Genomic DNA, 26,607 nt, shown 5'->3' on the forward strand with positions numbered 1-26,607 from the left:
TGTTCGGTCCGCTCGACTTGCATGTATTAGGCACGCCGCCAGCGTTCGTCCTGAGCCAGGATCAAACTCTCCATAGAAAGTTGATTGGCTTATTTTAAATATTGTCCAGCTTCGGCTCCTAGCCCCTCGGGGCGCTTCGGTCTCGCTGTGGCGGCAACACATTGGGTTAACTTCTCTGAGTAAACCCACGCAAGACCAAACTTTGTTTGGTCTGAGCCTCCTCGCGAGCCCTCCAGCGCCTACTGGGGCTAACCAGTCGCCTCCGCTTTTCTATGTGGACGCTTCGTTTTGTTCAGTTTTCAAGGAACATTTTTTATGGAGCGGGTGATGGGAATCGAACCCACGACATCAGCTTGGAAGGCTGAGGTTTTACCACTAAACTACACCCGCATATTTATTAAACAAGTCGGGAAGACAGGATTCGAACCTGCGACCCCATGGTCCCAAACCATGTGCTCTACCAAGCTGAGCTACTTCCCGCTATGGCGCGCTCGAGAGGATTCGAACCCCTAACCTTCTGATCCGTAGTCAGATGCTCTATCCAATTGAGCTACGAGCGCATGTTATTAATTTTGAGTCAACAAATTTTACTATAACACAACAAATCATAAAACGCAAGTATTTTTATATTATGTGATGCGGTCGAGAGGACTTGAACCTCCACGGGGTTGCCCCCACTAGGCCCTCAACCTAGCGCGTCTGCCATTCCGCCACGACCGCATATTCAACTGGTGCGGGTGGAGGGACTTGAACCCCCACGCCGTGAGGCGCCAGATCCTAAGTCTGGTGCGTCTGCCAATTCCGCCACACCCGCAAAGTGGTGAGCCATGGAGGACTCGAACCTCCGACCCTCTGATTAAAAGTCAGATGCTCTACCTACTGAGCTAATGGCTCCTATGGCTGGGCCAGCTGGATTCGAACCAGCGCATCACGGAGTCAAAGTCCGTTGCCTTACCGCTTGGCTATGGCCCAATAATTCAATGGCGGTCCCGACGGGACTCGAACCCGCGATCTCCTGCGTGACAGGCAGGCATGTTAACCACTACACTACGGGACCTCATTAAAATGGGGTTGGTGTTTTGCAACCCCAATATCTTATAAAAGTGACCCGTACGGGATTCGAACCCGTGTTACCGCCGTGAAAGGGCGGTGTCTTAACCACTTGACCAACGGGCCATCGTATATATCAAAGTGGCGGAGAAGGCGGGATTTGAACCCGCGCGCCGTAAAGACACGACCTAACGGTTTAGCAAACCGTCCCCTTCAGCCACTTGGGTACTTCTCCAAAGGCTCCGCAAGTAGGATTCGAACCTACGACCTACCGGTTAACAGCCGGTTGCTCTACCGCTGAGCTATTGCGGAATAGTGAAATCTGATAACAGACCGCTTTTTGGTATGCTCGCTGCCTCTTCCTCTGCCAGCCGTTTCCAAGAAGTTAGATGCGTCGAGGCAACTCGGAGCGGATTCATGGATGTAATGCTCGTCGCTGAGCTATTGTAGAATAATTAACTCAACAATCTGTTGCGTACAATCGACATTCTTTATTATATTTAGGCAACTTAGTGTTGTCAACATTTTTTTCGGCCCATCACCGTTTGGCGACGGCTTTTATAATTTAGCATATATGAATAATATATGTCAATAACTTTTTATAAATTTTTTTGGCTGCTCATCATCAACAAATTTAGAAAATTTTACTTATGCCTCGCCGCTATCATATGACATTAGCCTGCCGCCACATTTCCCGCAAACATATCGATTCGTATTGACCCGTTTTTTTCTTTCGTACGTCAAACCGCACTCGGAACAAACGTACACGTGTATCTTTTTTGTTCTTTTTCGCGTTTGTTGCGGAAGCGGGCGGCAATAACGCGGGGCCTGAACTTGCCGCAATAAATCGCGAAAATCTTTATCGCGATGACGATACCCTTTCCCCTCTAAATGAAGATGGTAATGGCACAATTCATGTTTAATAATGGCGATCAGCTCTTCTTCGCCAAATAACTCGTAATACTTTTTATTGAGCTCAATATTATGGGTTTGTAGTATGTAACGCCCTCCTGTCGTTCGCAGCCGGGGATTAAATGTCGCCGTATGTTTAAACGGCTTTTGGAAAAATTGCAGGGATACCCTTTCGACAAGTTTTTGTAAGTCACTTTGTTCCATTCTTCTTTACCCCTCACTTTTTTGGCACAGGACAGACTGGCGGTACATACATTATACTAACCTTTTCATTATTAGGAGGTTGAGAGCTATGCCAACTTGGCTACAAAATCAAATGAGACGAGCCTATTATGAAAAAAATCGCTATCAAATCAAACTGTTAAACCAATGCTGGTTTTTTTATCAGAGAAAACACTGCTCATGAAGGCAGTGTTTTCTCTAACTCCGCTGGCGGAATCATTGATAAAGAGATTCTTCCTTTGTTCATATCGACATGATCTACCCAAACTTTTACGACATCGCCGACAGATACAACATCCAGCGGATGCCGTACGTATTGCTTGCTTAATTTGGAAATATGCACAAGCCCATCCTGCTTGACGCCGATATCGACAAACGCACCGAAGTCAACGACATTCCGTACGGTGCCTTCTAACTCCATCCCTGCTTTTAAATCTTCCATTTTTAAAACGTCCTTGCGCAATAACGGTTTTGGCAGCTCATCACGCGGATCGCGTTCAGGGCGGATTAAGGCATCGATAATATCTTGTAACGTTAACTCGCCAATGCCAAGCTTCGCAGCTGTATCGGAAATATGCAGCGATTGCAATGCCATGCGAAGTTCTTCGCTTCCGATATGCGCTGTGGAAAAGCCTAAATTTTGCAATAGCTTTTTCACTTCTTCGTATCGCTCTGGATGGATCGGTGTCCGGTCGAGCGGTTCATCTCCATCAATAATGCGCAAAAAGCCAATGCATTGCTCATATGTTTTCGCACCAAGCCGCGGTATCGATTTTAATTCTTCGCGGCTTCTAAACTTTCCTTGTTCTTCTCGTTTTTTTACAATATTTTCTGATACGGTCTTTGTAAGCCCGGATACGTATTGCAATAAGGAAACCGAGGCGGTATTGACATTGACGCCAACTTGGTTTACGACCGTTTCTACGACAAAGCGCAGCGATTCAGCCAATTTCTTTTGCGAAACGTCATGCTGGTATTGGCCGACACCGACGGACTTTGGATCGATTTTCACCAGCTCTGCCAATGGGTCTTGTACGCGCCGGGCGATCGAAACCGCGCTTCGTTCTTCTACTTGTAAATCTGGAAACTCCTGGCGAGCGAGATCAGAGGCAGAATATACGCTGGCGCCCGCTTCGTTAACAATTAGATAAAAAATTTCCTTATCTACCTGCTTTAGCATATCGGCGACGAACTGTTCCGTTTCCCGTGATGCCGTTCCATTTCCAATTGCAATCATTTCTACATGGTATTCTTCAATCAGTCGAATGAGTTTTTCCCTTGCTTCGTCTATCCGCTGCTGCGGTGGATGCGGATAGATGACATCAATTTTCAATAGTTTGCCTGTTTCATCGACAACAGCAAGCTTACATCCCGTTCGGTAGGCCGGATCAATGCCAAGCACGATTTTTCCTTTCAATGGCGGCTGCAGCAAAAGCTTCCGCAAGTTTTCAGCAAAAATATGAATCGCCCGCTCTTCCGCTTTTTCCGTTAACTCATTGCGGATGTCACGTTCAATGGCCGGCTCGATCAGCCGCTTATAGCCATCTTCTATTGCTTCAGATAAAAGCGGTGCGGCAGGAGATTGTGGATTTTTGATCACGTGTTTTTGTAAATACACCATAATCTCTTCTACTGGCGACTTTACGGCGACACGCAGCACCTCTTCCTTTTCGCCGCGGTTTAACGCTAACACACGGTGCGGCACGATCTTATGTACAGGCTCCTCATATTCGTAATACATTTCATATACTTTCTTCTCATCCTTTTCCGTCGCTTTGGCCGTTGATACGATGACTCCCTTTTTCCACGTTTGCTGGCGAATCCATTGACGGAATTGCGCATCATCAGACACTTTTTCAGCAATAATATCTTTTGCTCCTTGGAGCGCTTCTTCCACCGTAAACACTTCTTTTTCCGGGTTGATAAACTCCTGGGCTTTTTCTTCCGGTCTCGGTTCCGCTGGACACGTCCATAGCCATTCGGCAAGCGGCTCTAGCCCTTTTTCTTTGGCGACCGTAGCTTTCGTGCGCCGTTTTTGCCGGTAAGGGCGATACAAATCTTCGACTTGCTGTAGTTTCGTGGCGTTCATAATCGCGTTTTTTAACTCTTCCGTCAATTTCCCTTGCTCATCGATCAGACGAAGAACTTCTTCTTTACGTTGTTCTAAGTTTTGCAAGTAGCTCCATTTCTCTAAAATATCGCGAATTTGCACTTCATCTAGCGCGCCCGTCATCTCTTTGCGATAGCGGGCGATAAACGGTACTGTATTCCCCTCTTCCGAAAGGGAAATGACATTGCTCACTTGACTGGCAGACAACTGCAACTCATTGGCAATCAAGCCGATCAACGCTTCTCTATTAAACAAATTGATTATCCCTCCAATAGCGAAAATAAAAATAGCTACAAAGATGCAGCTATTTTCGAGTATAAAATAGTCGGACAGATCGTTTCTCCCCGCGACCTGTCCTTTTTTATGCACAGCAAAATAAACTATCTGCCACTTTGTTTATACATTGCAGAGGCGATAGATGGCTCAATGCGCTGCAAACACAGGATAAACCCCTTTTTGCAACAGGGGGATACTTTAAACTAAACTTCACATGTTTTGGAAACGGGAAAACTCTTTCTGAATTTGTGTTAAAAATCGATAAGTCCTAAACTGATCTGCAGCGCTTCATCCACTTTATCCATCATTTCATCATCTAAGTGGGTGATTTTATCCGTGAGCCGCTGTTTATCAATTGTCCGAATTTGTTCTAGCAAAATGACGGAATCCCGTTCAAACCCATAGCGTTTCGCATCAATTTCAACGTGCGTTGGCAGCTTCGCTTTTTGAATTTGCGCTGTAATCGCCGCTACAATTACCGTTGGGCTAAAGCGATTGCCAATATCATTTTGGATGACCAATACGGGGCGAACACCGCCCTGCTCTGAGCCAACTACCGGGGAAAGATCCGCAAAATAAACGTCGCCACGTTTAACAATCAAAGCATTACCCCCCGCTAACTAAACGTTCAACGGTGTGGTCGGCTTCGTATTCTGCAAGAAACGCTTCTGAAGCGATCGATAAATTAATTTTTGCCATTTCCATGTAGCCTCGTCTCATCGCTTCGCGGATTTGCCGTTTTTTCCGCTCACGAATATACATTTTCGTCGCTTGGTAAATCAGTTCATTGCGATTGCCGTTTTCTTGTTTCACCAACACATCTAATTCGGTTACTAGTGATTGAGGCAAACGAACGACGATTTCCGTTGTTGCGCTAGACTCCGACACAAATATACACCTCCACGAACTGCAGCCGATTCATTACTTCCATTTCATCATACCACTAAACAAAAGCGCTGCAAAGTCATTTCTGCGTTTTCTACGTATTATCTTCTGAAAAGTTTTTCAGTTTATACATAATCATTGCCATTTAAAACAACATTTCTCACTTCCATTATACTCTTATTTCTGAAAAAAATACGGGGAACGCGATAACTTATTACACAAGGAACCTCATAGCTAATCGTTCCAAGATATTGGGCCACGTCATCAACGGAAATATATTCGTCGCCCTGACGCCCAATTAAAGTCACTTTCGTTCCGACCGGCATAGGCTCCGGCAAGCGGATCATTAATTGATCCATGCAAATTCTCCCGACAATCGGCGCTTTTTTCCCGTTCACCAACACATGGAAATTTTGCAGTTTGCGCAGCCAGCCATCCGCATAGCCGATTGGAACAGTGCCTACCCATTGTTCCGTCTCCGCCGTATAGGTTGCTCCATAGCTCACTTTTTCTCCGGGTTGGAGCTTTTTAACATGAACAAGGCGGCTATGCAAGGAGAAAGCTTCTTTTAGCTCATACGGCAAATATGGCTTTATAGCCGGCGAAGGCGACAACCCGTACATCGAAATGCCAAAGCGCACCATATTAAACACTTTATCCGGAAACCGCAAAGCGGTCGCGCTGTTCCCACAATGGATCAACGATGGTTTATACGGAAGCCACTCGAGCATTTGCAAAAAATGATGGTATTGAAAAGAAAAATAGTCGGTGTTGATCTCATCAGCCGTGGCAAAATGAGTATAAACCCCTTCCAATGAAAAATACGGGTGGCGGTCGATTAACTCAATGACGCGCTTTGTTTCCGCCTCTTCTTTTACTCCTAGCCGTCCCATCCCCGTATCCATTTTTAAATGAAACCGCACTTGTTCCGTTCCTTTGTATAAGCTGGCCGCTTGCTCGACCCAGTCCGGCTGAAACACCGTAAGCGTGATTTGGTATTTGGCAGCAAGATGGACGTCGCTAGGACGAGAAGCGCCTAATACGAGAATCGGAGCGGTAATTCCTTTTTTCCGCAATGCAAGCGCCTCATCTAAAAAAGCCACTGCCAAATAAGAAGCGCCGGCTTCTAGCGCTGTTTTCGCCACTTGAGCATCACCATGGCCGTATGCATTCGCCTTTACCACTGCCATAATGCGAGTGTCATTTGGTAAAAAATTTCTAAGTTGGGAAACATTGTAGTGAATTGCATCTAAGTCAATTTCAGCCCACGTATCACGGTAAAATGAATTCATCATGCCTCGCTGTCCTTCCTTGTCTAGCAGATCTGAGTTTTTTAATGTAAACGCTCTAATTTGCGCTATCCTTTTTTAGTTTACCACTTTCTAAACAAGGAAGGAATATATCATTGCCTTAAGAGTCTGCCTTTTCCGAAAAGAAAACAGGCTCGTCAAGCCGCGAGCCTGTTGCCTAGCAATCAATTATTTAATCGCCTTTCCTTGCACGGAACGGGCAACCATGACCATTTCCTCCGGTGTTAAATCATTGGAAGCGAGCGTAAAATCAACACCATTGTACGACCATTTCAATGTTTGATCCGTCAGCGCGCCAATCGCAAAACCTAAATCGACTGGCTCGCCATTGACCAGCATCGGTGTGCTTGTTGCCGGCAAAACTTTTGCTTTTTCCTGAACTAATGTAAATGTTTTTTCGCCGCCGAACGTCATAATCACGCGTTTTCCGTTTTCACTGGCAACTTCCTTCTCATCGATCTGCTTTACTCCTTCCGGCAGCTGCTCCGGATACATGACTTCCATCGCTTTGTCTTTCGCTTCTGCCATCGTCGGCACTTCTAAACGCGCTCCCGTCATATTTTTCGACGTATCAAACGCATCATCATCAAATTTTTTGTTGAATTCGACCTTGGAGAATTGCACAGTTAACAAAGCTTTTCGGTCGGTATCCATCACTTTGACCGATACCGGTGATAAATCCTTTTTGTTTAACTTGATTTCTTGCATCGGCACGACATTGCTATTTGGATAGTTTGTTTTCGTTTCAAATACGTAATGATCTTTTGTCGCTTTAAACTTCGCCTTCGAATCGCTCAAAATATCTTTGACTAGTGACTCATACAAATAGGCCTGGCTGCTGTTTTTCGGCCAATCGCTTTGGAACCGGAAGCTTTTATTGAGCGCCGGCGTAAACACAAAGACCCCTTCATCATTGCGCAAAATCATCTGACTTTGCTTTTTGTCGGCATTTTTTAAGCTGACACGGTAATAGGCAGGATGTTTATACCAGATTTCGACGTTATATACTTGTGGTTTGGAACCTGTTTGAAACGTCATTTTTGCTTCTGCCTGGTAGCTTGTGACCTCATCCATTTTTTCATCGAGCGCTTTGACGACATCTTCCTGTGATTTTGACCCGCAGCCAGCTAAAGCAATAAGCAATATGATGCCAACGAATACACTGAGCACTTTTCTCCTCATCATTTCAACCCCTTTGCCTCATATCGATTTCCATTTTTGCATTACAATATATGAGACAACTTCGGGGAATATGCAGACTAGCTATGACAAGCGCTCAATAATTACTTGAGCAATTGCATAATCACGGCTATGTGAAATGGAAAGGTGGATGCGGCAGTCATTCGCATCTGAAACGACGATTGGTTTTCCTTGCAGGTCGTTCATAATTTGAATATCATGGAATGACAGATGTTTTCCAATTCCTGTGCCGACGGCTTTTGCGTACGCTTCTTTCGCCGCAAACCGTCCCGCTAAAAATTCCACTTTGCGTTTTGGTGATAATTGTGCGAACACATTTTTTTCGTCCCTCGTTAAAATGCGGTCGATCAATTTTTCGTTTTTTTCCATTAGCCTCCTAATCCGCTCTAATTCCACAATATCAATACCAACTCCGATAATCATTGTCCTTCTATCCTTTCTATCTCTTACATAGCATTTTAATAAGCCGATCTGCTTATTCGCTTTGCCCGCCGAAGCGGAAACCCTTTCGGCTATTTTTCGATCAATAAATAAGAAGGAGAGAGCGACATGTTTGTGCGCAGGGAAAATGCACGTGTTTTTTTCCGCCTTTATCCCGTTGTTTCTATCCTTGTTATCCTTCATGTAGTCATATGGTTTATGTTTTTTTTGCGTTTTTCGAGCGCGGAACCGTTATGGGAACGAATGATTGGATTTAATGCCGCCATACGCGAAGGGGAATATTGGCGGCTCGTAAGCCCTCTTGTTTTGCATGTGCGGTTTGAACATATGATAGTCAATTCCATTTCCCTGCTTTTATTCGGCCCCGCATTGGAGCAAATGCTAGGGAAAAGCAAGTTTTTGCTTCTTTATATAGGGAGCGGAATCGGCGCCAACATCGCATCCTTTTTCCTTCTGCCGGCGATGTACAGTCACGTTGGGGCGTCCGGCGCCATTTTTGGCCTGTTCGGTATGTATGGCTATTTAATCGTATTCCGCCGCGATATGATCGACAAGCATCACGCCCGCCTTCTTCTCGCCGTTATTGGCATTAGTTTATTTATCGCATTCACCGCCCCTGATGTGAATATGGTCGCCCACCTATTTGGCTTGTTAGCAGGAGGGATTATTGCTCCTTTTATCTCGTCCCGCCTGCGCCCGCATCGGCCTTTTCTTCTTTATCGCTAACCAACAGCCCCGCTTTCTCGGCGATGAAAGCGGGATCTGATAAAAAATGGAGCCGGAACGTTCATGGCGACATAGCCAAGCGGGGCGATCGTCATAACTCAGCTGTTGTTTATGCATATACATTTTACCATAGCAAAAAAACGGCGCCTGTTGCGCCGTTTTTAACGGGCAACGCGCCGTTTTTTTGCACGCTCTCGGGATGGACCTTCCGCGCGGTTTCCCCGCTTTTTCTCCCGTTTAACCGGAAGCGGCGGCTCTTCCGTTAACCGCACCGGCGTCGTATCCGGTTCTTTTGTCAACATTTTAATACATGCCGCCACTAGCGAAACCGAATCATGTTCCTCTAACAGCTCTTCAGCAGCTCGTTTATAGAAAGACAGGTTTTCGCTTTCTACCACATTCACCAATTTTTCCACCGCGATGCGCTGCTGCCCTTCCAGCGCTTCGTCCAATGTTGGCGGCTTCATCCGCTCCATTTTCCGCTTTGTCGTCCGTTCAATATTATGAAGCTGTCCGATTTCCCTTGGCGTCACGAACGTTATCGCCACACCCGTTTTCCCCGCGCGGCCAGTGCGGCCAATGCGGTGGACGTAGCTTTCCGGATCTTGCGGGATATCAAAATTATACACATGCGTCACGCCGGAAATATCCAGTCCGCGCGCCGCTACATCCGTTGCAACCAAAATCTCGATCGCGCCTTCTTTAAATTTGCGCAACACAGAGAGACGTTTCGCCTGGCTCAAATCGCCATGAATTCCCTCTGCGGCGTAGCCGCGCAAGTTCAGCGCTTCCGCCAATTCGTCGACACGCCGCTTCGTCCGCCCGAACACAATCGCCAGCTCCGGCGCCTGAATATCCAATAAGCGCGTTAAAATATCGAATTTCTTTTTTTCCTGTACTTCGAGGTAATATTGTTGAATATTCGGAACGGTCATTTCTTTTGCTTTTACTTTTACGAGCTCCGGATCATTCATAAACCGCTCGGCGATGCGGCGGATCGGTTCCGGCATGGTCGCCGAAAACAATAGCGTTTGCCGCTGTTTCGGAACATTGCTTAAAATCGCCTCAATATCGTCAATAAATCCCATATTCAGCATTTCGTCCGCTTCATCGAGCACTACCGTATGCACATGTTCTAGCCGCAGCGTCTTGCGGTTGATATGATCGATCAGGCGCCCCGGTGTCCCGACAATAATGTGCGGATGTTTTTTCAACGCGCGAATTTGCCGCTCAATATCTTGACCGCCATAAATCGGCAATACACGCACGCGCTTGACGGCGCCAATTTTATACAGCTCTTCCGATACTTGAATCGCCAGCTCACGCGTCGGAGCCACCACTAACCCTTGCACCGCTTCGTTTTTCACATTCACTTTTTCGATAAGCGGAATGCCAAACGCCGCCGTTTTGCCAGTACCGGTTTGCGCTTGTCCAATCACATCTTTATTTTGCAAGCTTAGCGGAATCGTCTTTGCTTGAATCGGGGTTGTTTCTTCAAAGCCCATGCGGCTGATCGCCTTCATTAATTCATTGCTTAATCCTAACTCTTGAAATGTCGCCAATGTTATTCAAACTCCTTTATTAATGCTTACTGATCGAATAAAAATATTTGACAGTTATCATACCATTTCCATCTTTCATTTTCAATCATTACCATTTTCCATTAAAAATTTTCCTACTTCAGCAAACAATACGTGCCGGTCTGTGCTATGGCAGACGTGATGATAAGACTCGGGCAACAATAATAGTTTCTTTTTTGGGGAACCAATCCTTTGATATAAATAATGGGCGCTTTTTAGCGGAACAATCCCGTCTTTTTCTCCCTGCACAATCAACACCGGGACATGAACATAAGGCAGACGCGGCCGCACTTCGTTTACTAGCTTGCGAAACTCTAATACAGCGGCAAGCGGCGTGGACCGCATCTTATTTTTATAACGGATAAACAGCGGATGTTCGCCGATGCGCCGCCATCCATTGCGCAACATATCACGAATGTCTTTCCATAATTGACGCGGATTGACATAATAAAATGCCGCACTTAACAGCACTAATTTATCAATGCGATATTTTTCTGCTAGATAGACGGCGATCACTCCGCCCATCGAAAAACCGATGACATATACCGTTTCACACTCGTCCATTAACGCTTGCAGCTCCTGTTCTGCCGCTTGAAACCATTGATCATACGTAATCCCTCTCAGCTGCAATTCTTCTCCATGCCCGGGAAGGGTCGGAGTTTTGACTACCCAATCCGTCCGCTTTCGCAAATATTCCGCCAGCGGAGCAACTTCCTCCGGACTTCCCGTAAATCCATGTATACATAGACAGCCGATCATGATTATCACCGTTTCCTAAAAAATCAAAAGCGGCGATCGACAACGCCGCTTTTATTTTTTCACCGTTGTTTTCATTTTACACTATGATACCGTTATTGCAAACTGCGAAGCAGCTCTTCTAGTCTCATCCCGCGGGAAGCCTTTAACAAAATCACATCACTTGACGAAACGATGGCAAGCAAATCGTTGGCCAGTGCTTTTTTCTCATCGTATGCGCGCACCCGCCCATCTGGGAAAAACGGCGCAGCTGTCTGTGCAATATGGCGCGCCAATGGCCCGTAGGTGAAAACATAATCGACCATTTCGGGGCGAAGCATCGCGCCGATTTCGCGATGAAATGCTATTTCTTGGTCACCAAGCTCCAACATATCGCCTAACACCGCAATTTTTTTCGTATATCCCGTCAATTCCCCGAGCAGCTGCAAAGCCGCCTTCATCGAAGTAGGGCTGGCATTGTACGCATCGTTAATGATCGTAAAGCCATGTTTTGTTTCGATCAACTCCATGCGCATGCGAGTGACCTCTAAATGGGCAAGCGCTTCTTGAATGCTCTCCCAGCTGACACCAAAAAAGCGAGCTACCGCAATGGCAGCCAATGCGTTATAAACATGGTGCTTTCCTAAAATCGGAATAAACAACGTTCGATCTGGAAGCTGGTTGACCATAAATGTCGTCCCCGTTGCTTCCATCCGCACCGCATTCGAATAATAATCGTTTTTCGTCTCTTGACCAAACGTTACGACATGCTCCGGCAGCGGCAAACTTGGCACACGGCTTGTCAATAACGGCTCATCGCCATGATAGACAAACAGCCCGTTTTTGCGCAAACCAGACAAAATTTCCAATTTTGCTTGCGCAATTCCTTCACGCGAGCCTAATTCTTGCAAATGAGCTTCCCCGATGTTCGTAATAATCGCCGCATCCGGCTCAGCGATGTTGGACAAAAGTTCAATTTCGCCAAAATTGCTCATTCCCATTTCGACGACCGCCATTTCCGTATCTTCTGCCAAGCGAAGAAGCGTCAATGGCACGCCAATATGGTTGTTTAAATTTCCTTCTGTTTTTTGCACCTTATAAGAGGTGGCCAATAGTGCCGCCGTCATGTCTTTTGTCGTTGTTTTGCCGTTGCTTCCTGTAATACCGACCACTTTTACGTCCAGCTGTCTGCGGTACCTGTGAGCCAAGCGCTGCAGCGCGCTCAGCGTATCATCAACAACAATCACTGGAGCGTTTTCCGGCGGATTTCCTTCCGTTTCCGACCAAAGCACCGCACTGGCACCTTTTGCAAGCGCCTCTTGCACAAACGCATGCCCGTTAAACTTATCCCCTTTGAGCGGAACGTATAGATTGCCCTGCTGAATCGTCCGCGTGTCGATCGAGACACCTCTGATTGTAATATCGGCAAATTCGGCGGCCAACCCGCGGCCATCCGCCATCGCTTGTATCTCTTTTAACGTGCGAGTGATCATCTTTCTCCACCTTTTCTATTTCTCAAACGTGTACATGATCGTTTGCTTTTCCTCGTGCCGCTCAATCGCCAGCTGAATGAGGCGCTCGATTAATTCCGGATACGAAACGCCGCTATGTTTCCATAGCAATGGGAACATGCTGTATGGCGTAAACCCCGGCATCGTATTGATTTCGTTAATATACACCGTGCCATCTTCCGTTAAGAAAAAGTCGGCGCGGACAAGCCCGGAAAGGTCGAGTGCCTTAAATGCAGTAATCGCCATCTGCTTGATCGTTTCATATTGTTCTTCCGTCACTTGCGCCGGAATGATGAGTTCCGTATCGCCGTCTTCATATTTCGCCTGATAATCATAAAATTCTTTTTTCGGAATAATTTCTCCGACTACTGAACAAATTGGTTCATCATTGCCGATGACGCCGATTTCGATTTCGCGGCCGACAATCGCTTCTTCCACAATAATTTTCCGGTCATACTTAAATGCTTCGATAAAAGCTGCTTTCAAATCAGCGCGCTGTTTGCATTTCGTAATGCCGACGCTGGACCCTGCGTTTGCTGGTTTGACAAAACAAGGATAGCCGAGTTTTTGCTCGACTTGGTCGTACGTCGCTTCTTCATCTTTACTCCAATCCCGCTTCGTAAACGATACGTATTTCGCTTGGCGCAGCCCGGCCTGGGCAAATAAGTTTTTCATCATTACTTTATCCATGCCGACCGCTGAGGCAAGCACGCCGTTTCCGACATATGGAATATTCAAAATCTCAAGCAAGCCTTGCACGGTGCCGTCTTCTCCATTTGGTCCGTGCAATAATGGAAAAATCACATCAATCGCTGCTTCCGATTCTTTATTGACATCCGTTACAGATGGAAATTGATTTTTATCATCCGCTAATGCCGGCACTTGGTTTAACGCTACCGGTATCATCGCTTTCGCATCCGAATGAAACTGCAGCTGCTTCACGTCCGTGATCGTTCCCGTCAGCCGCTCCCCTTTGATCCATTGTCCTTCGACGTTAATATAAATCGGAATGACATCAAATTTATTTTTATCAATGGCGTTCATGACCGCCATCGCCGTTGATAACGAAACGTTATGCTCCGGCGATTTGCCGCCGTATAAAATCCCAACTCTCGTTTTCATGCAGGCTCCTCCTCTTCGCTTCCCATCGTTCCTATTTTAACACGTTTCGCGCGCAATCGTATGGTATTTTTATATGAAGGATACAGGTTGTTTCGTCACTTCAAAAACAGCAAAAACACCATCTAACCGATTCGTTAGATGGTGAAATCGCTATTTCCGAAGGGCGCGATACGATCCTTCGCACATCGCCGCCACCATCTCCTCTAATGCATTTTGGGCCGTTTTTTCGATCTCTGCAAAATATTCATGCACCCGACGATAAAAACGGTTTTTTTCGATTTCATCTGTAAGCACATGAAAGATTTTTTGTTCGTAATGACGAAGCCCAGACAAATTATAAACTAACCCGCGTTTTTCAAGATACTGCAAATTAATTTGTTCCTGACCAGGTAAATAATCGATTGTAAAAATCGGCAATTGCTTATGCAATACTTCGCTTACCGTAACGCCGCCCGGTTTTGTGATCACCGCATCGACCTCGTTATATAAACGGTTCATCTCCTGTGGGCTGGATATGTAGGAGAAAGGACGGATATGCGGATGCTTCCAGCTTACGATTTCATCATAAAGCTTTTTATTTGTCCCGCATAATACCGAATAACGAAACAAATGAGAATCCTTTGCTTTTTTGAGAAAATCGATGATATTTCCTAATCCTTGGTTACCGCCTGCCAATAGTAAATGAAACGGACGTCTTTTCCTTTTCGCCTCTAAATGTTTCGCCATAAACACTTCATGGACGGGAATTCCTGTCACCACAATTCGCCTTTCCTCAATATGATATTTCGTCATCAGCTCCCGTTTTGCGTCGGCATGCGGGACAAAATGATAATCAATATTGCGCTTTCCCCACACGCTATTGACAAAAAAGTCTGTATAAACATTCACCACTGGTACATGAATCATTTTTTTCCGTTTGAGTCGCTGCAAAATGCGCGATGGAAAGGAATGCGTGCAAATAATAAGCTCTGGCTTCTCTCTTTCCAGCATTTTTTTCATCTTGCTTTCAAAATAAGGCAGCCACGGCTCAAAAGAAACGAATTCCAACCGATGAACATCATGATACATGAACGTCTTATAAACACGATGGTACGAAGCGGGATGAGAGCGAATCCAGCGCAAATACATTTCCGATACCATTTTCTCCATTAATTCATTGCAGTAGCTTAAGAAATCAATTTTTTTGCAAAATACATACGGAAACTGCCCTTGCAAAAAATCGATCAACGTATCGGCTACTTTATGATGTCCTGTATTCATCTGGAACAGTGGTAATACAAGAATTTTCATCATTGTTAGCTCCCTTAGTTTTCCAAAGATTTTTTGCGCAGTCGCTGCCCAATCCATGTTGCAAATAGAAATAATACAAACAATGTCAACCCAATCAGAGGGAAATAAAACAACGGAATTTGCATATGCCGTCCGAGCAACATTCCAGCAAGCATGACCGGTACAACCCAGAGCGTCGCACCAAGCGAAGCAAGCAACACAAACGAACGGAACGGAAAATGAATAACCCCTGCCATGTACGGAGAAATTTGCCGAACTCCCGGAATGTAATAGCCAAATAAAATCCCCCATTTTCCATAGCGATGAAACAGCTGTTTTGCCCGCTCCCACTTTTCTTCTTTAATCCCTAAATACTTTCCGTACTTTTGAATAAATGGCGCCCCAAAAAAGCGCCCGATGCCGTAAGCGGTGATCATCCCGATCACTACGCCGCACCAGCTGGCGATTATACAATATTCCCATAAAAGCTGTTGCCTAGCAATCACAATCCCAAGAAAAAACAATAAACTCTCTTCCGGCGCCGGAATGCCGACAATGCCGAAAAACAAAAACACGAAAATAATGACATATCCGTATGATTGCACATACGAAAAGAGAATACTCGTATCCATAGATCCCCCATTATTATATTGATGAGATTTGTTTATTAGTTTGCACATTCATGAAATCTGTAATCGTCACCCAGCGCAGCTTTTTCGCCGTTTCTTCCTTTAGCAACAGCTCCAGCGCCGCAAGCATTTGTTCTGGCGCCTGTTTGTCAGCGCCAAGCGTATCGCCGCTGTCATGGAGAACAATAATCGCTCCACCCTTCATACTATTTCGAAGGCGGCGGAACAATTCCATCGTACCAAGCTTTGCATTCCAGTCGCCAAGGATGTAAGTCCACAGCACCGTAATATATTTCTTTTGCACAAGCGGGGTAAACAAATTAAAATGTCCCCAAGGCGGACGATAATAGATGGGCCGCTTTCCAATAATCTGTTCAATAATATCTGCTGATTTCCGCAATCCTTTTTCCAAAAAAGGCGGAAGTATCAGCCAATTGCTGATATGCCGGTAATGGTGAATGCCGATTTCATGCCCCTCCTCATGCATCCGTCTGACAATATCAGGATATTGTTTTGCTTTGCTCCCAACCACAAAAAACGTCGCCTTCACTTGATGTTTTTTTAATAAATCTAATAATCTTGGTGTATAATACGGATCCGGACCGTCATCAAACGTTAACGCAATCATGTTTTCGGACGGTCCTTCCCGGTAGATGCGAAACCTTGTCTTCCGAATCACGATCGTCGGAACGATGCCGTATAATACGATTCCCGCCACAAGGCTAAGTAAAACAAGCCATTGCATCGTTTTCACCTCTTTATTTGTACTTTACCAATACTTTTTTGCTTTGAAAATAGAAAAATAAACAGATTTGAATCTATTAACATATTAAAAAAGGCATATATTTATTTTACAGACTGATCATCATATAACACATTTATAAAAATTGGAAAAGAAAATGATGAAAATTTGCTAAAACTAAGAAGAACATATTCTTTCGTGTACACGGAAACAACGCGGATCGGTTTTTCACCTTTTCACACATAAAATGAAAAGTATCTGCTATAATACAATACGACATATGGGAAAAGCTAATAAGTTATTGTATCATGCTGAAAAAGACAGGTGATCAACGTTGAGCAAAAAAATTATCCTTACCGGCGGCGGCACAGCTGGGCATGTCATGGTCAATGTCGCGCTAATTCCGAAATTAAAAGCACAAGGCTGGAACATTGCCTATATCGGTTCCCACCAAGGCATCGAACGGGAAATTATCGCAAAGATGGACGGCGTGCCTTACTTTCCGATTTCTACCGGAAAGTTACGCCGCTATTTCGATTGGAACAACTTTAAAGATCCGTTTAAAGTCTTGAAAGGGACTTGGCAAGCATACCGCATCATCAAAAAAGAAAAGCCGGACGTCATCTTTTCCAAAGGCGGATTTGTGTCCGTCCCTGTCATTATCGGCGCGTGGTTAAACGGGGTGCCGTCCATCATTCACGAATCGGATATTACCCCAGGACTGGCTAATAAAATCGCAATGCCGTTTGCGACCAAAATTTGCGTCACATTCCCGGAAACGATGCGCCACGTTAAGAAAGAAAAAGGTGTTTACGTCGGGGCGGTCGTTCGTGAGGAATTAAAGCAGGGAGACGCCGACAAAGGACGACAGCTTTGCCAATTTCAAAAAGGAAAGCCGGTTCTTCTCGCCATGGGCGGAAGTCTCGGTTCGAAGCGGATTAACGACGCGCTGCGCGCCAATTTGCCAAAACTGCTTGCCGATTTTCAAATCGTCCATATTTGCGGAAAAGGAAATGTCGACGCTAAACTGGCGAAAGAAAAAGGCTATAAGCAATTTGAATACGTCCATGAAGAGCTTCCTCATCTGATGGCGATGGCCGATATCGTCCTATCACGCGCCGGCGCCAACTCGATTTTCGAGTTTCTCGCCTTGCGCAAGCCGATGCTGCTCATTCCTCTTTCCAAAGAGGCAAGCCGCGGCGACCAAATTTTAAACGCCCGTTCTTTTGAAAAATCGGGTTACGCCAAAGTGCTGATGGAAGAAGACTTAACGAACGAATCACTGCAAAGTGCTATTTATCATCTTTACCAAAACAAAGACCGCTACCACCAAAACATGGAGCGATCCGACGCGGGAGATGCGTTGGAAAAGCTGTTGACATTGATTGAGGAATCAAGGAAAAATTAAGGAAAAAAGACTTATATAAAGAGGGATTGCGGCTGTTAGGAATTCGCGCTCCTGAAGAAATGTAGCACAAAAATAGCTCTGCCTCTCAACCAATGGACACGGTATCCACAGGATGCCGTGTCTTATTTTGTGATGCCGCAATCCTCTATATATGTACCTTCTCCATAATCGTTTTTAATTTTTCCAGCCCGATTTCCCCTGTATGCCAAACGAAAGACCGTTTTTTGGCAAAGTAAATCAGATATATAAAAATAATTTTTATTTTTGTTCAGTATGGTACCTATTGAACAAAATCCCTTCTAAAATACGAAACATTAAGAAAGATTAGTTGCGAATAGAATATATCTATTGTTTTTTTAGTGCAAATATGATAAAATTTCCATAAATCAATTTTTTTCCTTTTTGACGAAAGCGCTTTATCGAAAGCGCTTCATCATATTACTCAAAGGGGGAATTGATAGTGACAACAGTGGCAACTCAATTAAGTCCAAGATTAGTAGAATTTTTAAAAGGTGTTAAAAAATTATACATAAACGGGGAATTTGTAGATTCCGTTTCCGGGAAAACGTTCCAAACATTTAATCCTGCTACAGGTGAGGTATTGGCGACTGTTTCCGAAGCAGTTGCAGAAGATATCGATTTAGCTGTTAAAGCAGCTCGCGAAGCATTTGACAACGGTCCTTGGAGAAAGATGGGCAGTGCGGAGCGCAGTCGATTGATGTATAAATTAGCTGACTTGATGGAAGAGCATAAATTAGAGTTAGCACAGTTAGAAACTTTAGATAATGGTAAACCATTTGCGGAAACATCTAATGCTGATGTTCCTTTAGCTATTGAGCACATCCGCTATTACGCTGGTTGGGCTACAAAGATTGTCGGGCAAACTATTCCTGTTCAAGGCAATTACTTTAACTATACTTTACACGAACCTGTTGGAGTAGTAGGGCAAATTATTCCTTGGAACTTCCCAATACTGATGGCAGCTTGGAAATTAGGCGCTGCTTTAGCAACGGGATGTACAATCGTGTTAAAACCGGCTGAAAATACTCCATTATCCGCTTTATATTTAGCTCAATTAATTAGTGAAGCTGGATTCCCTAAAGGTGTAATCAATATCGTGCCAGGCTATGGTCCAACTGCTGGACAAGCACTAGTAGATCATCCGTTAGTGGATAAAATTGCATTCACTGGTTCTACTAATGTAGGTAAATCTATTATGAGATCTGCTGCTAATACACTAAAACGTGTGACTCTTGAATTAGGCGGCAAATCTCCTAATATTATTCTTCCAGATGCTGACCTTTCAAAAGCCATTCCAGGGGCTTTAAGAGGAATTATGTTCAACCAAGGACAAGTTTGTGCTGCTGGAAGCCGTTTATATGTCCAAAAGAAAATGTATGACAATGTTGTAGCTGATTTAGCATCTGCTGCAAAATCAATTAAACTAGGTAATGGTTTAGAACCGGATACTACAATGGGTCCACTTATTTCAGCACAACAACAAGCTCGTGTAAAAGGTTATATTGACAAGGGAATTGAAGAAGGGGCAGAAGTCGTAACCGGTGGAACGATTCCATTTGAGAAAGGATACTTCGTTTCTCCAACCATCTTTGCAGATGTGGATCATAATATGACCATCGCAAAAGAAGAAATTTTCGGACCAGTTGTTGCAGCAATGCCATTTGATGATATTGATGATCTGGTTAAAAAAGCGAACGACAGCATTTATGGCCTTGCAGCTGGCGTTTGGACTCAAGACTTGAAAAAAGCTCACCTAATTGCTCATAAGCTGCAAGCTGGAACAGTGTGGGTAAACTGCTACAACGTCTTTGACGCTGCTTCTCCGTTTGGCGGTTATAAACAATCAGGTATCGGCCGCGAAATGGGTAGCTATGCTTTAGAAAACTATACCGAAGTGAAGAGTGTCTGGATCAATATGAACTAATAAAAAAGCCCGTCGAGTTCTTTCGACGGGCTTTCAGCTTGTCGACAAAGTCGACAAGCTGAGATGCCCTACAAGGCATCTGCTTTTCGACAAAAAAACAGAAGATAAACCTTACTATCTTCCGTTTTCAATAGTTGTAAATATATAGTATAATAGGAAGGCAATAGTACGGGAAAACTCAAGGGTGGGTCGGCATTGTACCCCTTTATATGCAGAAAGGGGGTGATGCCGATGACAGTGTTTGAAGCGTTAATGTTTGCGATAGCTTTTGCAAGTCTTATCGTTTCAATACTGTCTTACAGTCAAAAGAAATAATCCACCCTTGAGTTGTCGGAGCTACGGGTGGATTATTTCCGCTCTGCTGCCGATCCCCCTTGCAGGGAACCGTTCTATTGCAGGACCGAGGGTGTTGCAGCACCCTTGGTCTTATTTTATTTATACGAACCTTCTATGTATATTATACATGATTAGTGTTGTAAAATGAAGGCTTATGTTTGATGCTGCTGCCCGGATATTTTTTATTTTTCCTCTTTGCGAACGATGTTAGCGGAGTATGCATGATATGGAAAAACGATAACATCCCTACGATTTTACATATTAATAGGGGTTTTTCTCCATTTCAACGATGCGGAAGTACTGACTTACGTTCATCAGAGTTGCCATCCTAAAAAAATGAATATTAATGAAAAGAACTTTTTTCTATGATTTTGCGAAAATTGGATGTCGACTCACGGGTCGGAGCGGTTGTCAAAGCGATGAAGCTTGGGCTATTGGAATAAAAACAGCCCGATGGAATGCGTCCATCGGGCATAAAAGCGTATTCTCCTTGCTAAATCATTCTAGAAATACAAGACGTAAATGACCAGTGCCAAGACAATGCGGTACACCGCAAACGGCACGAGGCGAATTTGGTTAATCAGCTTTAAGAAAAAGCGAATCGCGAGCAAGGCAAACAAAAATGCGCTAATAAACCCAGCGATGAAAAACGGGATATCGGCCGCCGTCACGTACTGCCAGTTTTTTAACAACGACAAGCCACTTGCGCCAGCCATAATCGGTACAGCCATAATGAACGTGAAGTCGGCCGCGGCGCGGTGGCTCATTCCCGCCAGCACCCCGCCGGAAATCGTCGAGCCGGATCGGGAAAATCCTGGCCATAAGGACAAACATTGAACAAGACCGACGATAAGCGCCTGCTTATATGTAATTTGGTCGACCGTTTGCGCTTTTGGCGCCTTTTTGGCAAATACATCGGCGGCGATCATCAATAGCGCCCCGAGCACTAATCCGATCAACACGGTTGCGGTCGAAAATAAGTGCTCGTCAATATAATCCTCAAACAACACCCCTAATACCCCTGCTGGAATGAGTCCGACAATCACTTGCATCAGCTTCAAGCGCGGCTGTCCATCGCGATGGCGTCCGCGCAGCCCAAGCAAGTCGATAAATCGGTCTTTAAACACGACAACGACCGCCAAAATCGAGCCGAGCTGGATGACGACTTTAAACGTGTTTGCCGCATACTTCCCTAAAAATTCCTGCGATTGCAGCCACATATCATCGACAATAATCATATGACCCGTTGAGGAAACCGGGGCAAACTCTGTTAATCCTTCGACCATTCCTAAAATAATGGCCTTTATAATCTCTACAATGTCCATCCTCTAGCATTCCTTTCTTTTCGAAATTATGGCTGTCCTCACTTATATAACATATTTCTCCGCTATGCCAAAATATCACGATTCTCTTCTTTTTACATCACTTTTTTGCTTTTACCAATCGATACACACCAAAAAGTCAGCACGCTTTATTTTACTATAAATCTTCAATTTCTACCACCGCCAAAAGAGGTATCTATCTGCCTATAAATTTCCTCTTACTCTAAACTCTTCGAAAAGTTTCCCTTCATGAAAAATCCGACGCACTCTTCTTTGCGAGCCGTCGGACTGTTTTAAAACCGAGCAACAAGATCTCCTCTTCAGCCAAAGGAGTGGTGAAAGAGATCAATTCACTTTTTTCACAGCACCTATCCAAGTACGCGTCATCAGCATATTGCCGATGGAATTCATATGAACACCGTCTGTTGTCAGCCGATATGGCGAACGTGCTTGCAAATAGGCGAGAAACGCCTGATGGGTAGGCACTAAAATGCCTTGAAACCGCTGCGCCATTTTTTGCACAATTTCCACATACGGTTTCAGCTTTATGTTTCCTTGTGAATGAATGTACTCGCCGATAATGGTCGGCTCCATAAATATCAGTTGCGCTTTCGTTTTTTCCTTCGTTTGCACAGCCAGCTGCGTATATACTTGTTCAAATTGGTCCGGATATACTTGCTCTTTCTCTGGATGGTCGAGCTGGCGCCATACATCATTGATGCCGATCGAAATGGAAACGACATCTGGCTGCAGATCGATAACGTCCCGCTCCCATCTCACAAGCAGGTCGGGCATGCGGTTGCCGCTGACGCCGCGATTGATGACATCGAAGAAGCGATTCGGATAAGCGGTAATAAGGTAGTCGCGGATCAGCCGGACATACCCGTAGCCAATTTGTTCCGGGTCTTTCCATCTTCCTGATTCGGTAATACTGTCGCCGATGAACACGATTCTTCCTTCGAGCTTCATCCTCTCGCCTCGCTTCCTGATCATAAAATTGAATTGTCTTTTGATATTAATGATGTATAGCATTTTATATTATATAAAAGATCCGATGCCCTTTTTCATGAAGGCCATCGGATCTTTTTCCTCTTTCGTAACGCTCGTATGTCAACGAAATAGCTTGATGGGCGTTGCGAACGTCATTATGCAGAATTTTGTTTTTGGCGCTTATATAATATCGTCTCCACCGTCGAACCAATCACCTATATCCATCACATCGCCTAAATCGGGATCTAGCGCTTCTTCAACGACCTCTTCCAACAATTCCTCAGCCACCATACCCGCAAGCATTCCTGCCGCAAATCCGCCAATCGCTCCCGTCATGCTATGCCCACCATGGTGATGATTGTGATGAGGACCGTATGCATGTGGAGAGGTATACGGCGGCGCATAGACAGTGCCCATATGGAAGGAAGAGTTCTGAGCGGCTTGAACCGCTTTTTCGATTGCACGTTGCAACGTTTGGGCTGTTCCTTCCAAATCATCCAGCTCTTCATAACGGAAAAACAGCTCTTGTTTCATCTCGCTTTCACGCAATCCGTTCCATATGTCTACTTCGAGATACAACCGAACCCCTTTCTCTTCGAGCAGGGCAAAAAATTCTATTTCCTGTACCGTTCCTTTAAACGTGTTTGTCGGGAAGAAGGCAAATTCCTGGCCGTACGCACTGATTTTTCCCGAAGAAGGCTTCTCACGGAAGCCAAGATTCGCAAACGCTTGAAACAATTTCTCGAGCGCTAACGGCGGAAGAATATGAATCGCATCCTGGTCAAAAGCATCGACCCCATCGGCAATGTCCAAACGCGTCACAAACGTATAGCGCACACTATGACGCGTAATTGGCAAATGCAGCGGAAGAACATAGGAAAACGGCAATACCTTTCTTTCCCCAGGCTGAATGGTAAACGAAGGGGCAACAGGAATGACGGCCACCGTTCGGCGATATGCTTTTCCATCGGTCTGAACGGTGAGCTGCAATTCCACTTCCAGCTTGCGAATTTGTTGTTCCACCGTCCCCCCTTCAACCAAAAATTCTCCTTCCAATTTCTCTCCTAGACGTACTTGAGGACGATGCAGCACAAGGTCTACTTTCGCAGCTCCTACTCCAAGTTTTGACAAAAGCTTTTTCCACATTAGTTCATCTCTCCCCATGGAAATGTGTTTCTACGAAATAGTTACGAATATAGCGGCCGAAAGGATTCAACATAATGCATCCTAAAGGTCGTTGCCTTTAGGATGGTCAAAAAAATATTTTCGTAATGCCAAGGCAGATTAAAATCGCTCCAGGGATGACCGTAGCCTTTTTCACTGCTTTTGTCTCGGAGAGCAGATTTCCTGCTTTTAACCCTAAACCAATAAAAATGATATTTAATGTGCTTACAAATAAGGCAAGAATCAATGGCGAATACCCTAAAAAGGAGGCGCTGATTCCTGCGCCAAACGCATCCATCGACAGCGCGAACCCAATCAACATCGCCTCTTTCATACTGATGCTTCCAGAGCGGTCCAAATCCCCTAATGTCGGGCGTTTTAGCACTTGAACGACGATGCCAAACCGCTCCAATTGAAATCTCCATACTTTCATGCGAGGCGGGTCCGCCACCAACGGTTCAAGCCTTTCGTACTTATCCTCTTCTTTTTTAACTACATTATAAATTGCCCAAATGCCAAGAGCAATTAATATAGCGGAAGCCAGCCATCGTTCCACCTGCATCGGCAAAAACAACAAAAGAACGCTGCCGACATACATGGATAACAATAACATCGCGCCAGACATACATGCGATAACCAGCTTTGAGCGAAGCGGAAATTGAATTTTCCTAATTCCGTATGTCACCCCAACGCTTAAACTGTCCATACTAACGGCAAAGGCCAACATGATCATCGATACATATTTCCACATTATCCATTCCTCCTGCGTTACTATATGCAATGATTCACGCAGAGGAAACTGTTTCGCACATTCGACACATGTCGATTTCCAAGGAAATATTTCTGCCTCTATCGACACATTATTCCCGTAAATGATACGGTAATGTCGCAATGACAATGTCCTTTTTCATAATCAAGAAAAAGCGCAAAATAATCGCTGTTTGGTTATGCAAAAGCGTATGCCACCATTTTTTCACGATAAATTGAGGCATTAAAATCGTAACCGGCGACCCGTTGGCTTGTTTTTCTACCTCATTAATATAGTCTAATATTGGCCACAAAATCGTCCGATACGGCGAATATATCACCTGCAATGGAATATCGGGATAAAATTTTTCCCATTTTTCTCTTAACTTTTGTTCCTCTTCCTCATGGAAAATCACGGAGATCGCCGTAATATCATCGGAAATGCTGCGCGCATACTGCACCGATTGCGCGACTACTTTGCTTACCCCTGAAATTGGGATAATCACTTTCGGCTTTAACATTTTTTCCCGACGCGTCCATTCCTGCTCATCCAGTTTTAGCTGTTCGCCTAATTTTTCATAATGATCGTGAATGCGGTAAAACATCCATACCAGCAATGGAATGGCGACAATGACTAACCATGCACCTTGCGTAAATTTCGCCACCATCGTAATAATGGTGACCAGCCCCGTTACAATCGTTCCTACCGCAATGGTCAGCACTGTTGTTGCGTTTCGCATTTCTTTATCTTTCCATATTTTCTTTAGCATTCCGCTTTGACCGATCGTGAACGAAAGAAACACACCGACCGCATACAGCGGAATAAGGGAATGGGTTTCACCTTGAAACGCAACAATCAGGACGATGGCCAAAATACTTAACAGAATAATTCCGTTCGAAAATACAAGACGGTCGCCGCGTGCCGCCAAGCTTCTTGGCAAAAATCGATCGTTGGCAATAATGGAAACCAGCTGTGGAAAACCAGCAAAGCTTGTATTTGCGGCCAATACTAAAATGAGCATCGTAATCATTTGAAACAAGTAAAAGAAAATGCTATTGCCAAAAACATGATGGCCGATTTGGGAAATAACGGTCTTATGCTCAAGCGGTGTCACGCCAAATCCCGCCGCTAAAATGGTAATTCCTAAAAACATCGTCCCTAATAAAACGGACATCCATCCCATCGTTATGGCTGCATTTTTCGAGCTGTCCGGCTTGAATGATGGGACACCGTTGCTAATGGCTTCTACCCCTGTCATCGCCGAACATCCCGATGCAAATGCTCTTAATAAAATAAACACACTATAGCCTGAAGCAAAAAAATGTGCAGCGGAAGCGTGCTCTTTGTAATTAAACCCATGCCATCCTTCATGCCACAGCTGCCATCCGCCTGCGGCAATCAGCACCAACACGGAAATAATAAACAAGTACGTTGGGTACGCAAATACTGTGGCTGACTCGGTAATTCCACGCAAGTTTAAAATCATTAGCAGCAATACAAGCGCTATCGCGATTTGTACTTTCCACGGCAGCAAGCTTGGAAACGCGGACGTTAATGCCGCTACTCCTGAGCTAATGCTGACGGCTACAGTAAGAATATAGTCAATCATTAGCGCTGCACCGGCAACGAGGCTTGTCGCCGTTCCTAAATGCTCTCTAGCAACTACGTAAGCTCCGCCTCCGGACGGAAATGCGTAAATAATTTGGCGATAAGATAACGTCACAAGCAGCAACAACACTAAAATTGCCACTGCAATCGGCAGCGAATAAAAAAACACGCTCGTTCCCAACAACATTAATACTAATAAAATCTCTTCCGTTGCATACGCCACTGATGAAAGCGCATCAGAAGAAAACACCGCCAAAGCTTTCCATTTCGGCAACTTTTCGTGTTTTAGCTGTTTTGTTTCCATCGGCGAACCAATGATCCACCGTTTCAAAGAAGCCATCGAATTACCCTCCTCTTTCGCTCTCA

At 44.8% G+C, this 26,607-nt stretch carries 24 protein-coding genes, 11 tRNA genes and 1 rRNA gene; 5 read left to right on the forward strand and 31 right to left on the reverse strand.

Annotated features, from left to right (window positions below):
* From AC1WMD_RS16830 to AC1WMD_RS16890, 13 genes are all read right to left on the reverse strand, one after another.
* Nucleotides 1-77, reverse strand: a 16S ribosomal RNA gene (locus AC1WMD_RS16830); the annotation flags it as partial.
* 239 nt (nt 78-316) lie between these two features.
* A tRNA-Gly gene (locus AC1WMD_RS16835) sits at nt 317-390 on the reverse strand.
* 16 nt (nt 391-406) lie between these two features.
* Nucleotides 407-480: transfer RNA gene (locus AC1WMD_RS16840), tRNA-Pro, on the reverse strand.
* A gap of 3 nt (nt 481-483) precedes the next feature.
* Nucleotides 484-560, reverse strand: a tRNA-Arg gene (locus AC1WMD_RS16845).
* A gap of 77 nt (nt 561-637) precedes the next feature.
* Nucleotides 638-720 (reverse strand) — tRNA-Leu (locus tag AC1WMD_RS16850).
* 9 nt (nt 721-729) lie between these two features.
* A tRNA-Leu gene (locus AC1WMD_RS16855) sits at nt 730-814 on the reverse strand.
* 4 nt (nt 815-818) lie between these two features.
* Nucleotides 819-894 (reverse strand) — tRNA-Lys (locus AC1WMD_RS16860).
* A gap of 3 nt (nt 895-897) precedes the next feature.
* A tRNA-Gln gene (locus AC1WMD_RS16865) sits at nt 898-972 on the reverse strand.
* A 9-nt stretch (nt 973-981) separates the two neighbouring features.
* Nucleotides 982-1,057 (reverse strand) — tRNA-Asp (locus AC1WMD_RS16870).
* A 47-nt stretch (nt 1,058-1,104) separates the two neighbouring features.
* Nucleotides 1,105-1,176: transfer RNA gene (locus AC1WMD_RS16875), tRNA-Glu, on the reverse strand.
* Nucleotides 1,177-1,192: 16 nt separating this feature from the next.
* Nucleotides 1,193-1,285, reverse strand: a tRNA-Ser gene (locus AC1WMD_RS16880).
* Nucleotides 1,286-1,290: 5 nt separating this feature from the next.
* A tRNA-Asn gene (locus tag AC1WMD_RS16885) sits at nt 1,291-1,362 on the reverse strand.
* 336 nt (nt 1,363-1,698) lie between these two features.
* The gene (locus AC1WMD_RS16890; RefSeq protein ID WP_494258050.1) at nt 1,699-2,166 is read right to left on the reverse strand and encodes a SprT family protein; all 468 of its coding nucleotides are present in this window, start codon (nt 2,164-2,166) and stop codon (nt 1,699-1,701) included.
* An 88-nt stretch (nt 2,167-2,254) separates the two neighbouring features.
* Between AC1WMD_RS16890 and cmpA the strand changes: the two genes are divergently transcribed.
* A complete protein-coding gene (gene cmpA, locus AC1WMD_RS16895) occupies nt 2,255-2,368 on the forward strand; it encodes a cortex morphogenetic protein CmpA (protein WP_088124093.1) in 114 nt (37 codons plus the stop codon).
* On the opposite strand, the gene AC1WMD_RS16900 is transcribed toward cmpA, so the two are convergent.
* The 6 genes from AC1WMD_RS16900 to acpS form a co-directional block, all read right to left on the reverse strand.
* Nucleotides 2,363-4,549, reverse strand: coding sequence for a Tex family protein (locus AC1WMD_RS16900; protein ID WP_494258051.1), 2,187 nt, complete (start codon nt 4,547-4,549; stop codon nt 2,363-2,365). The two genes, cmpA and AC1WMD_RS16900, sit on opposite strands and share 6 nt — an antisense overlap.
* Nucleotides 4,550-4,821: 272 nt before the next feature.
* A complete protein-coding gene (gene ndoA, locus AC1WMD_RS16905) occupies nt 4,822-5,172 on the reverse strand; it encodes a type II toxin-antitoxin system endoribonuclease NdoA (RefSeq protein WP_003253417.1) in 351 nt (116 codons plus the stop codon).
* 4 nt (nt 5,173-5,176) lie between these two features.
* The gene (locus AC1WMD_RS16910; RefSeq protein WP_017435868.1) at nt 5,177-5,458 is read right to left on the reverse strand and encodes a CopG family ribbon-helix-helix protein; all 282 of its coding nucleotides are present in this window, start codon (nt 5,456-5,458) and stop codon (nt 5,177-5,179) included.
* Nucleotides 5,459-5,580: 122 nt separating this feature from the next.
* Complete coding sequence (gene alr / locus AC1WMD_RS16915; protein WP_494258073.1) at nt 5,581-6,747, reverse strand: alanine racemase; 1,167 nt, start codon at nt 6,745-6,747, stop codon at nt 5,581-5,583.
* Nucleotides 6,748-6,933: 186 nt separating this feature from the next.
* A complete protein-coding gene (locus AC1WMD_RS16920; RefSeq protein WP_494258052.1) occupies nt 6,934-7,947 on the reverse strand; it encodes a LolA family protein in 1,014 nt (337 codons plus the stop codon).
* A gap of 81 nt (nt 7,948-8,028) precedes the next feature.
* Nucleotides 8,029-8,388: a holo-ACP synthase gene (acpS, locus tag AC1WMD_RS16925; protein ID WP_494258053.1), complete on the reverse strand. Its 360-nt coding sequence runs from the start codon at nt 8,386-8,388 to the stop codon at nt 8,029-8,031.
* 126 nt (nt 8,389-8,514) lie between these two features.
* Between acpS and AC1WMD_RS16930 the strand changes: the two genes are divergently transcribed.
* The gene (locus AC1WMD_RS16930; RefSeq protein ID WP_494258054.1) at nt 8,515-9,132 is read left to right on the forward strand and encodes a rhomboid family intramembrane serine protease; all 618 of its coding nucleotides are present in this window, start codon (nt 8,515-8,517) and stop codon (nt 9,130-9,132) included.
* Between the two features lie 161 nt (nt 9,133-9,293).
* On the opposite strand, the gene cshA is transcribed toward AC1WMD_RS16930, so the two are convergent.
* The 7 genes from cshA to AC1WMD_RS16965 all read right to left on the reverse strand — a co-directional run bounded on the left by cshA (nt 9,294) and on the right by AC1WMD_RS16965 (nt 16,723).
* A complete protein-coding gene (gene cshA, locus AC1WMD_RS16935) occupies nt 9,294-10,694 on the reverse strand; it encodes a degradosome RNA helicase CshA (protein WP_494258055.1) in 1,401 nt (466 codons plus the stop codon).
* A gap of 81 nt (nt 10,695-10,775) precedes the next feature.
* Nucleotides 10,776-11,471 carry an alpha/beta hydrolase gene (locus AC1WMD_RS16940; RefSeq protein ID WP_043903387.1) on the reverse strand — a complete coding sequence of 232 codons (696 nt, stop codon included), beginning with the start codon at nt 11,469-11,471 and terminating at the stop codon, nt 10,776-10,778.
* A 92-nt stretch (nt 11,472-11,563) separates the two neighbouring features.
* Nucleotides 11,564-12,940 carry a UDP-N-acetylmuramoyl-tripeptide--D-alanyl-D-alanine ligase gene (locus AC1WMD_RS16945; protein ID WP_494258056.1) on the reverse strand — a complete coding sequence of 459 codons (1,377 nt, stop codon included), beginning with the start codon at nt 12,938-12,940 and terminating at the stop codon, nt 11,564-11,566.
* A 15-nt stretch (nt 12,941-12,955) separates the two neighbouring features.
* Nucleotides 12,956-14,080 (reverse strand): D-alanine--D-alanine ligase, encoded by a 1,125-nt coding sequence (locus AC1WMD_RS16950; protein WP_494258057.1) that lies wholly within the window; start codon nt 14,078-14,080, stop codon nt 12,956-12,958.
* A gap of 150 nt (nt 14,081-14,230) precedes the next feature.
* Complete coding sequence (locus AC1WMD_RS16955) at nt 14,231-15,373, reverse strand: MGDG synthase family glycosyltransferase (protein WP_494258058.1); 1,143 nt, start codon at nt 15,371-15,373, stop codon at nt 14,231-14,233.
* 11 nt (nt 15,374-15,384) lie between these two features.
* On the reverse strand, nt 15,385-15,981 hold the full coding sequence (locus AC1WMD_RS16960; RefSeq protein WP_494258059.1) for a DedA family protein: 597 nt from the start codon (nt 15,979-15,981) through the stop codon (nt 15,385-15,387).
* A 13-nt stretch (nt 15,982-15,994) separates the two neighbouring features.
* Nucleotides 15,995-16,723 (reverse strand): polysaccharide deacetylase family protein, encoded by a 729-nt coding sequence (locus tag AC1WMD_RS16965; protein WP_043903382.1) that lies wholly within the window; start codon nt 16,721-16,723, stop codon nt 15,995-15,997.
* A gap of 331 nt (nt 16,724-17,054) precedes the next feature.
* Between AC1WMD_RS16965 and murG the strand changes: the two genes are divergently transcribed.
* From murG to AC1WMD_RS16980, 3 genes are all read left to right on the forward strand, one after another.
* Nucleotides 17,055-18,128 carry an undecaprenyldiphospho-muramoylpentapeptide beta-N-acetylglucosaminyltransferase gene (murG, locus tag AC1WMD_RS16970; RefSeq protein WP_494258060.1) on the forward strand — a complete coding sequence of 358 codons (1,074 nt, stop codon included), beginning with the start codon at nt 17,055-17,057 and terminating at the stop codon, nt 18,126-18,128.
* Between the two features lie 460 nt (nt 18,129-18,588).
* Entirely contained in the window at nt 18,589-20,073 is a 1,485-nt protein-coding gene (locus AC1WMD_RS16975; protein WP_043903379.1) for an aldehyde dehydrogenase family protein, read from the forward strand.
* A 231-nt stretch (nt 20,074-20,304) separates the two neighbouring features.
* Nucleotides 20,305-20,388, forward strand: a complete 84-nt coding sequence (locus AC1WMD_RS16980) for a putative holin-like toxin (protein ID WP_369492333.1) — start codon at nt 20,305-20,307, stop codon at nt 20,386-20,388.
* Between the two features lie 524 nt (nt 20,389-20,912).
* Here the strand turns inward: AC1WMD_RS16980 and AC1WMD_RS16985 are convergent.
* The 5 genes from AC1WMD_RS16985 to AC1WMD_RS17005 form a co-directional block, all read right to left on the reverse strand.
* The gene (locus AC1WMD_RS16985) at nt 20,913-21,734 is read right to left on the reverse strand and encodes an undecaprenyl-diphosphate phosphatase (protein WP_043903378.1); all 822 of its coding nucleotides are present in this window, start codon (nt 21,732-21,734) and stop codon (nt 20,913-20,915) included.
* 342 nt (nt 21,735-22,076) lie between these two features.
* Complete coding sequence (locus AC1WMD_RS16990; protein ID WP_494258061.1) at nt 22,077-22,700, reverse strand: SGNH/GDSL hydrolase family protein; 624 nt, start codon at nt 22,698-22,700, stop codon at nt 22,077-22,079.
* 201 nt (nt 22,701-22,901) lie between these two features.
* Nucleotides 22,902-23,867, reverse strand: a complete 966-nt coding sequence (locus AC1WMD_RS16995; RefSeq protein ID WP_494258062.1) for a sporulation protein — start codon at nt 23,865-23,867, stop codon at nt 22,902-22,904.
* A 106-nt stretch (nt 23,868-23,973) separates the two neighbouring features.
* On the reverse strand, nt 23,974-24,636 hold the full coding sequence (ytaF, locus tag AC1WMD_RS17000; RefSeq protein WP_043903375.1) for a sporulation membrane protein YtaF: 663 nt from the start codon (nt 24,634-24,636) through the stop codon (nt 23,974-23,976).
* 109 nt (nt 24,637-24,745) lie between these two features.
* The gene (locus tag AC1WMD_RS17005; RefSeq protein ID WP_494258063.1) at nt 24,746-26,581 is read right to left on the reverse strand and encodes an APC family permease; all 1,836 of its coding nucleotides are present in this window, start codon (nt 26,579-26,581) and stop codon (nt 24,746-24,748) included.
* Nucleotides 26,582-26,607 lie beyond the last annotated feature (26 nt).

The sequence above is a fragment of the Parageobacillus sp. NEAU-HV-2 genome (assembly GCF_059115485.1).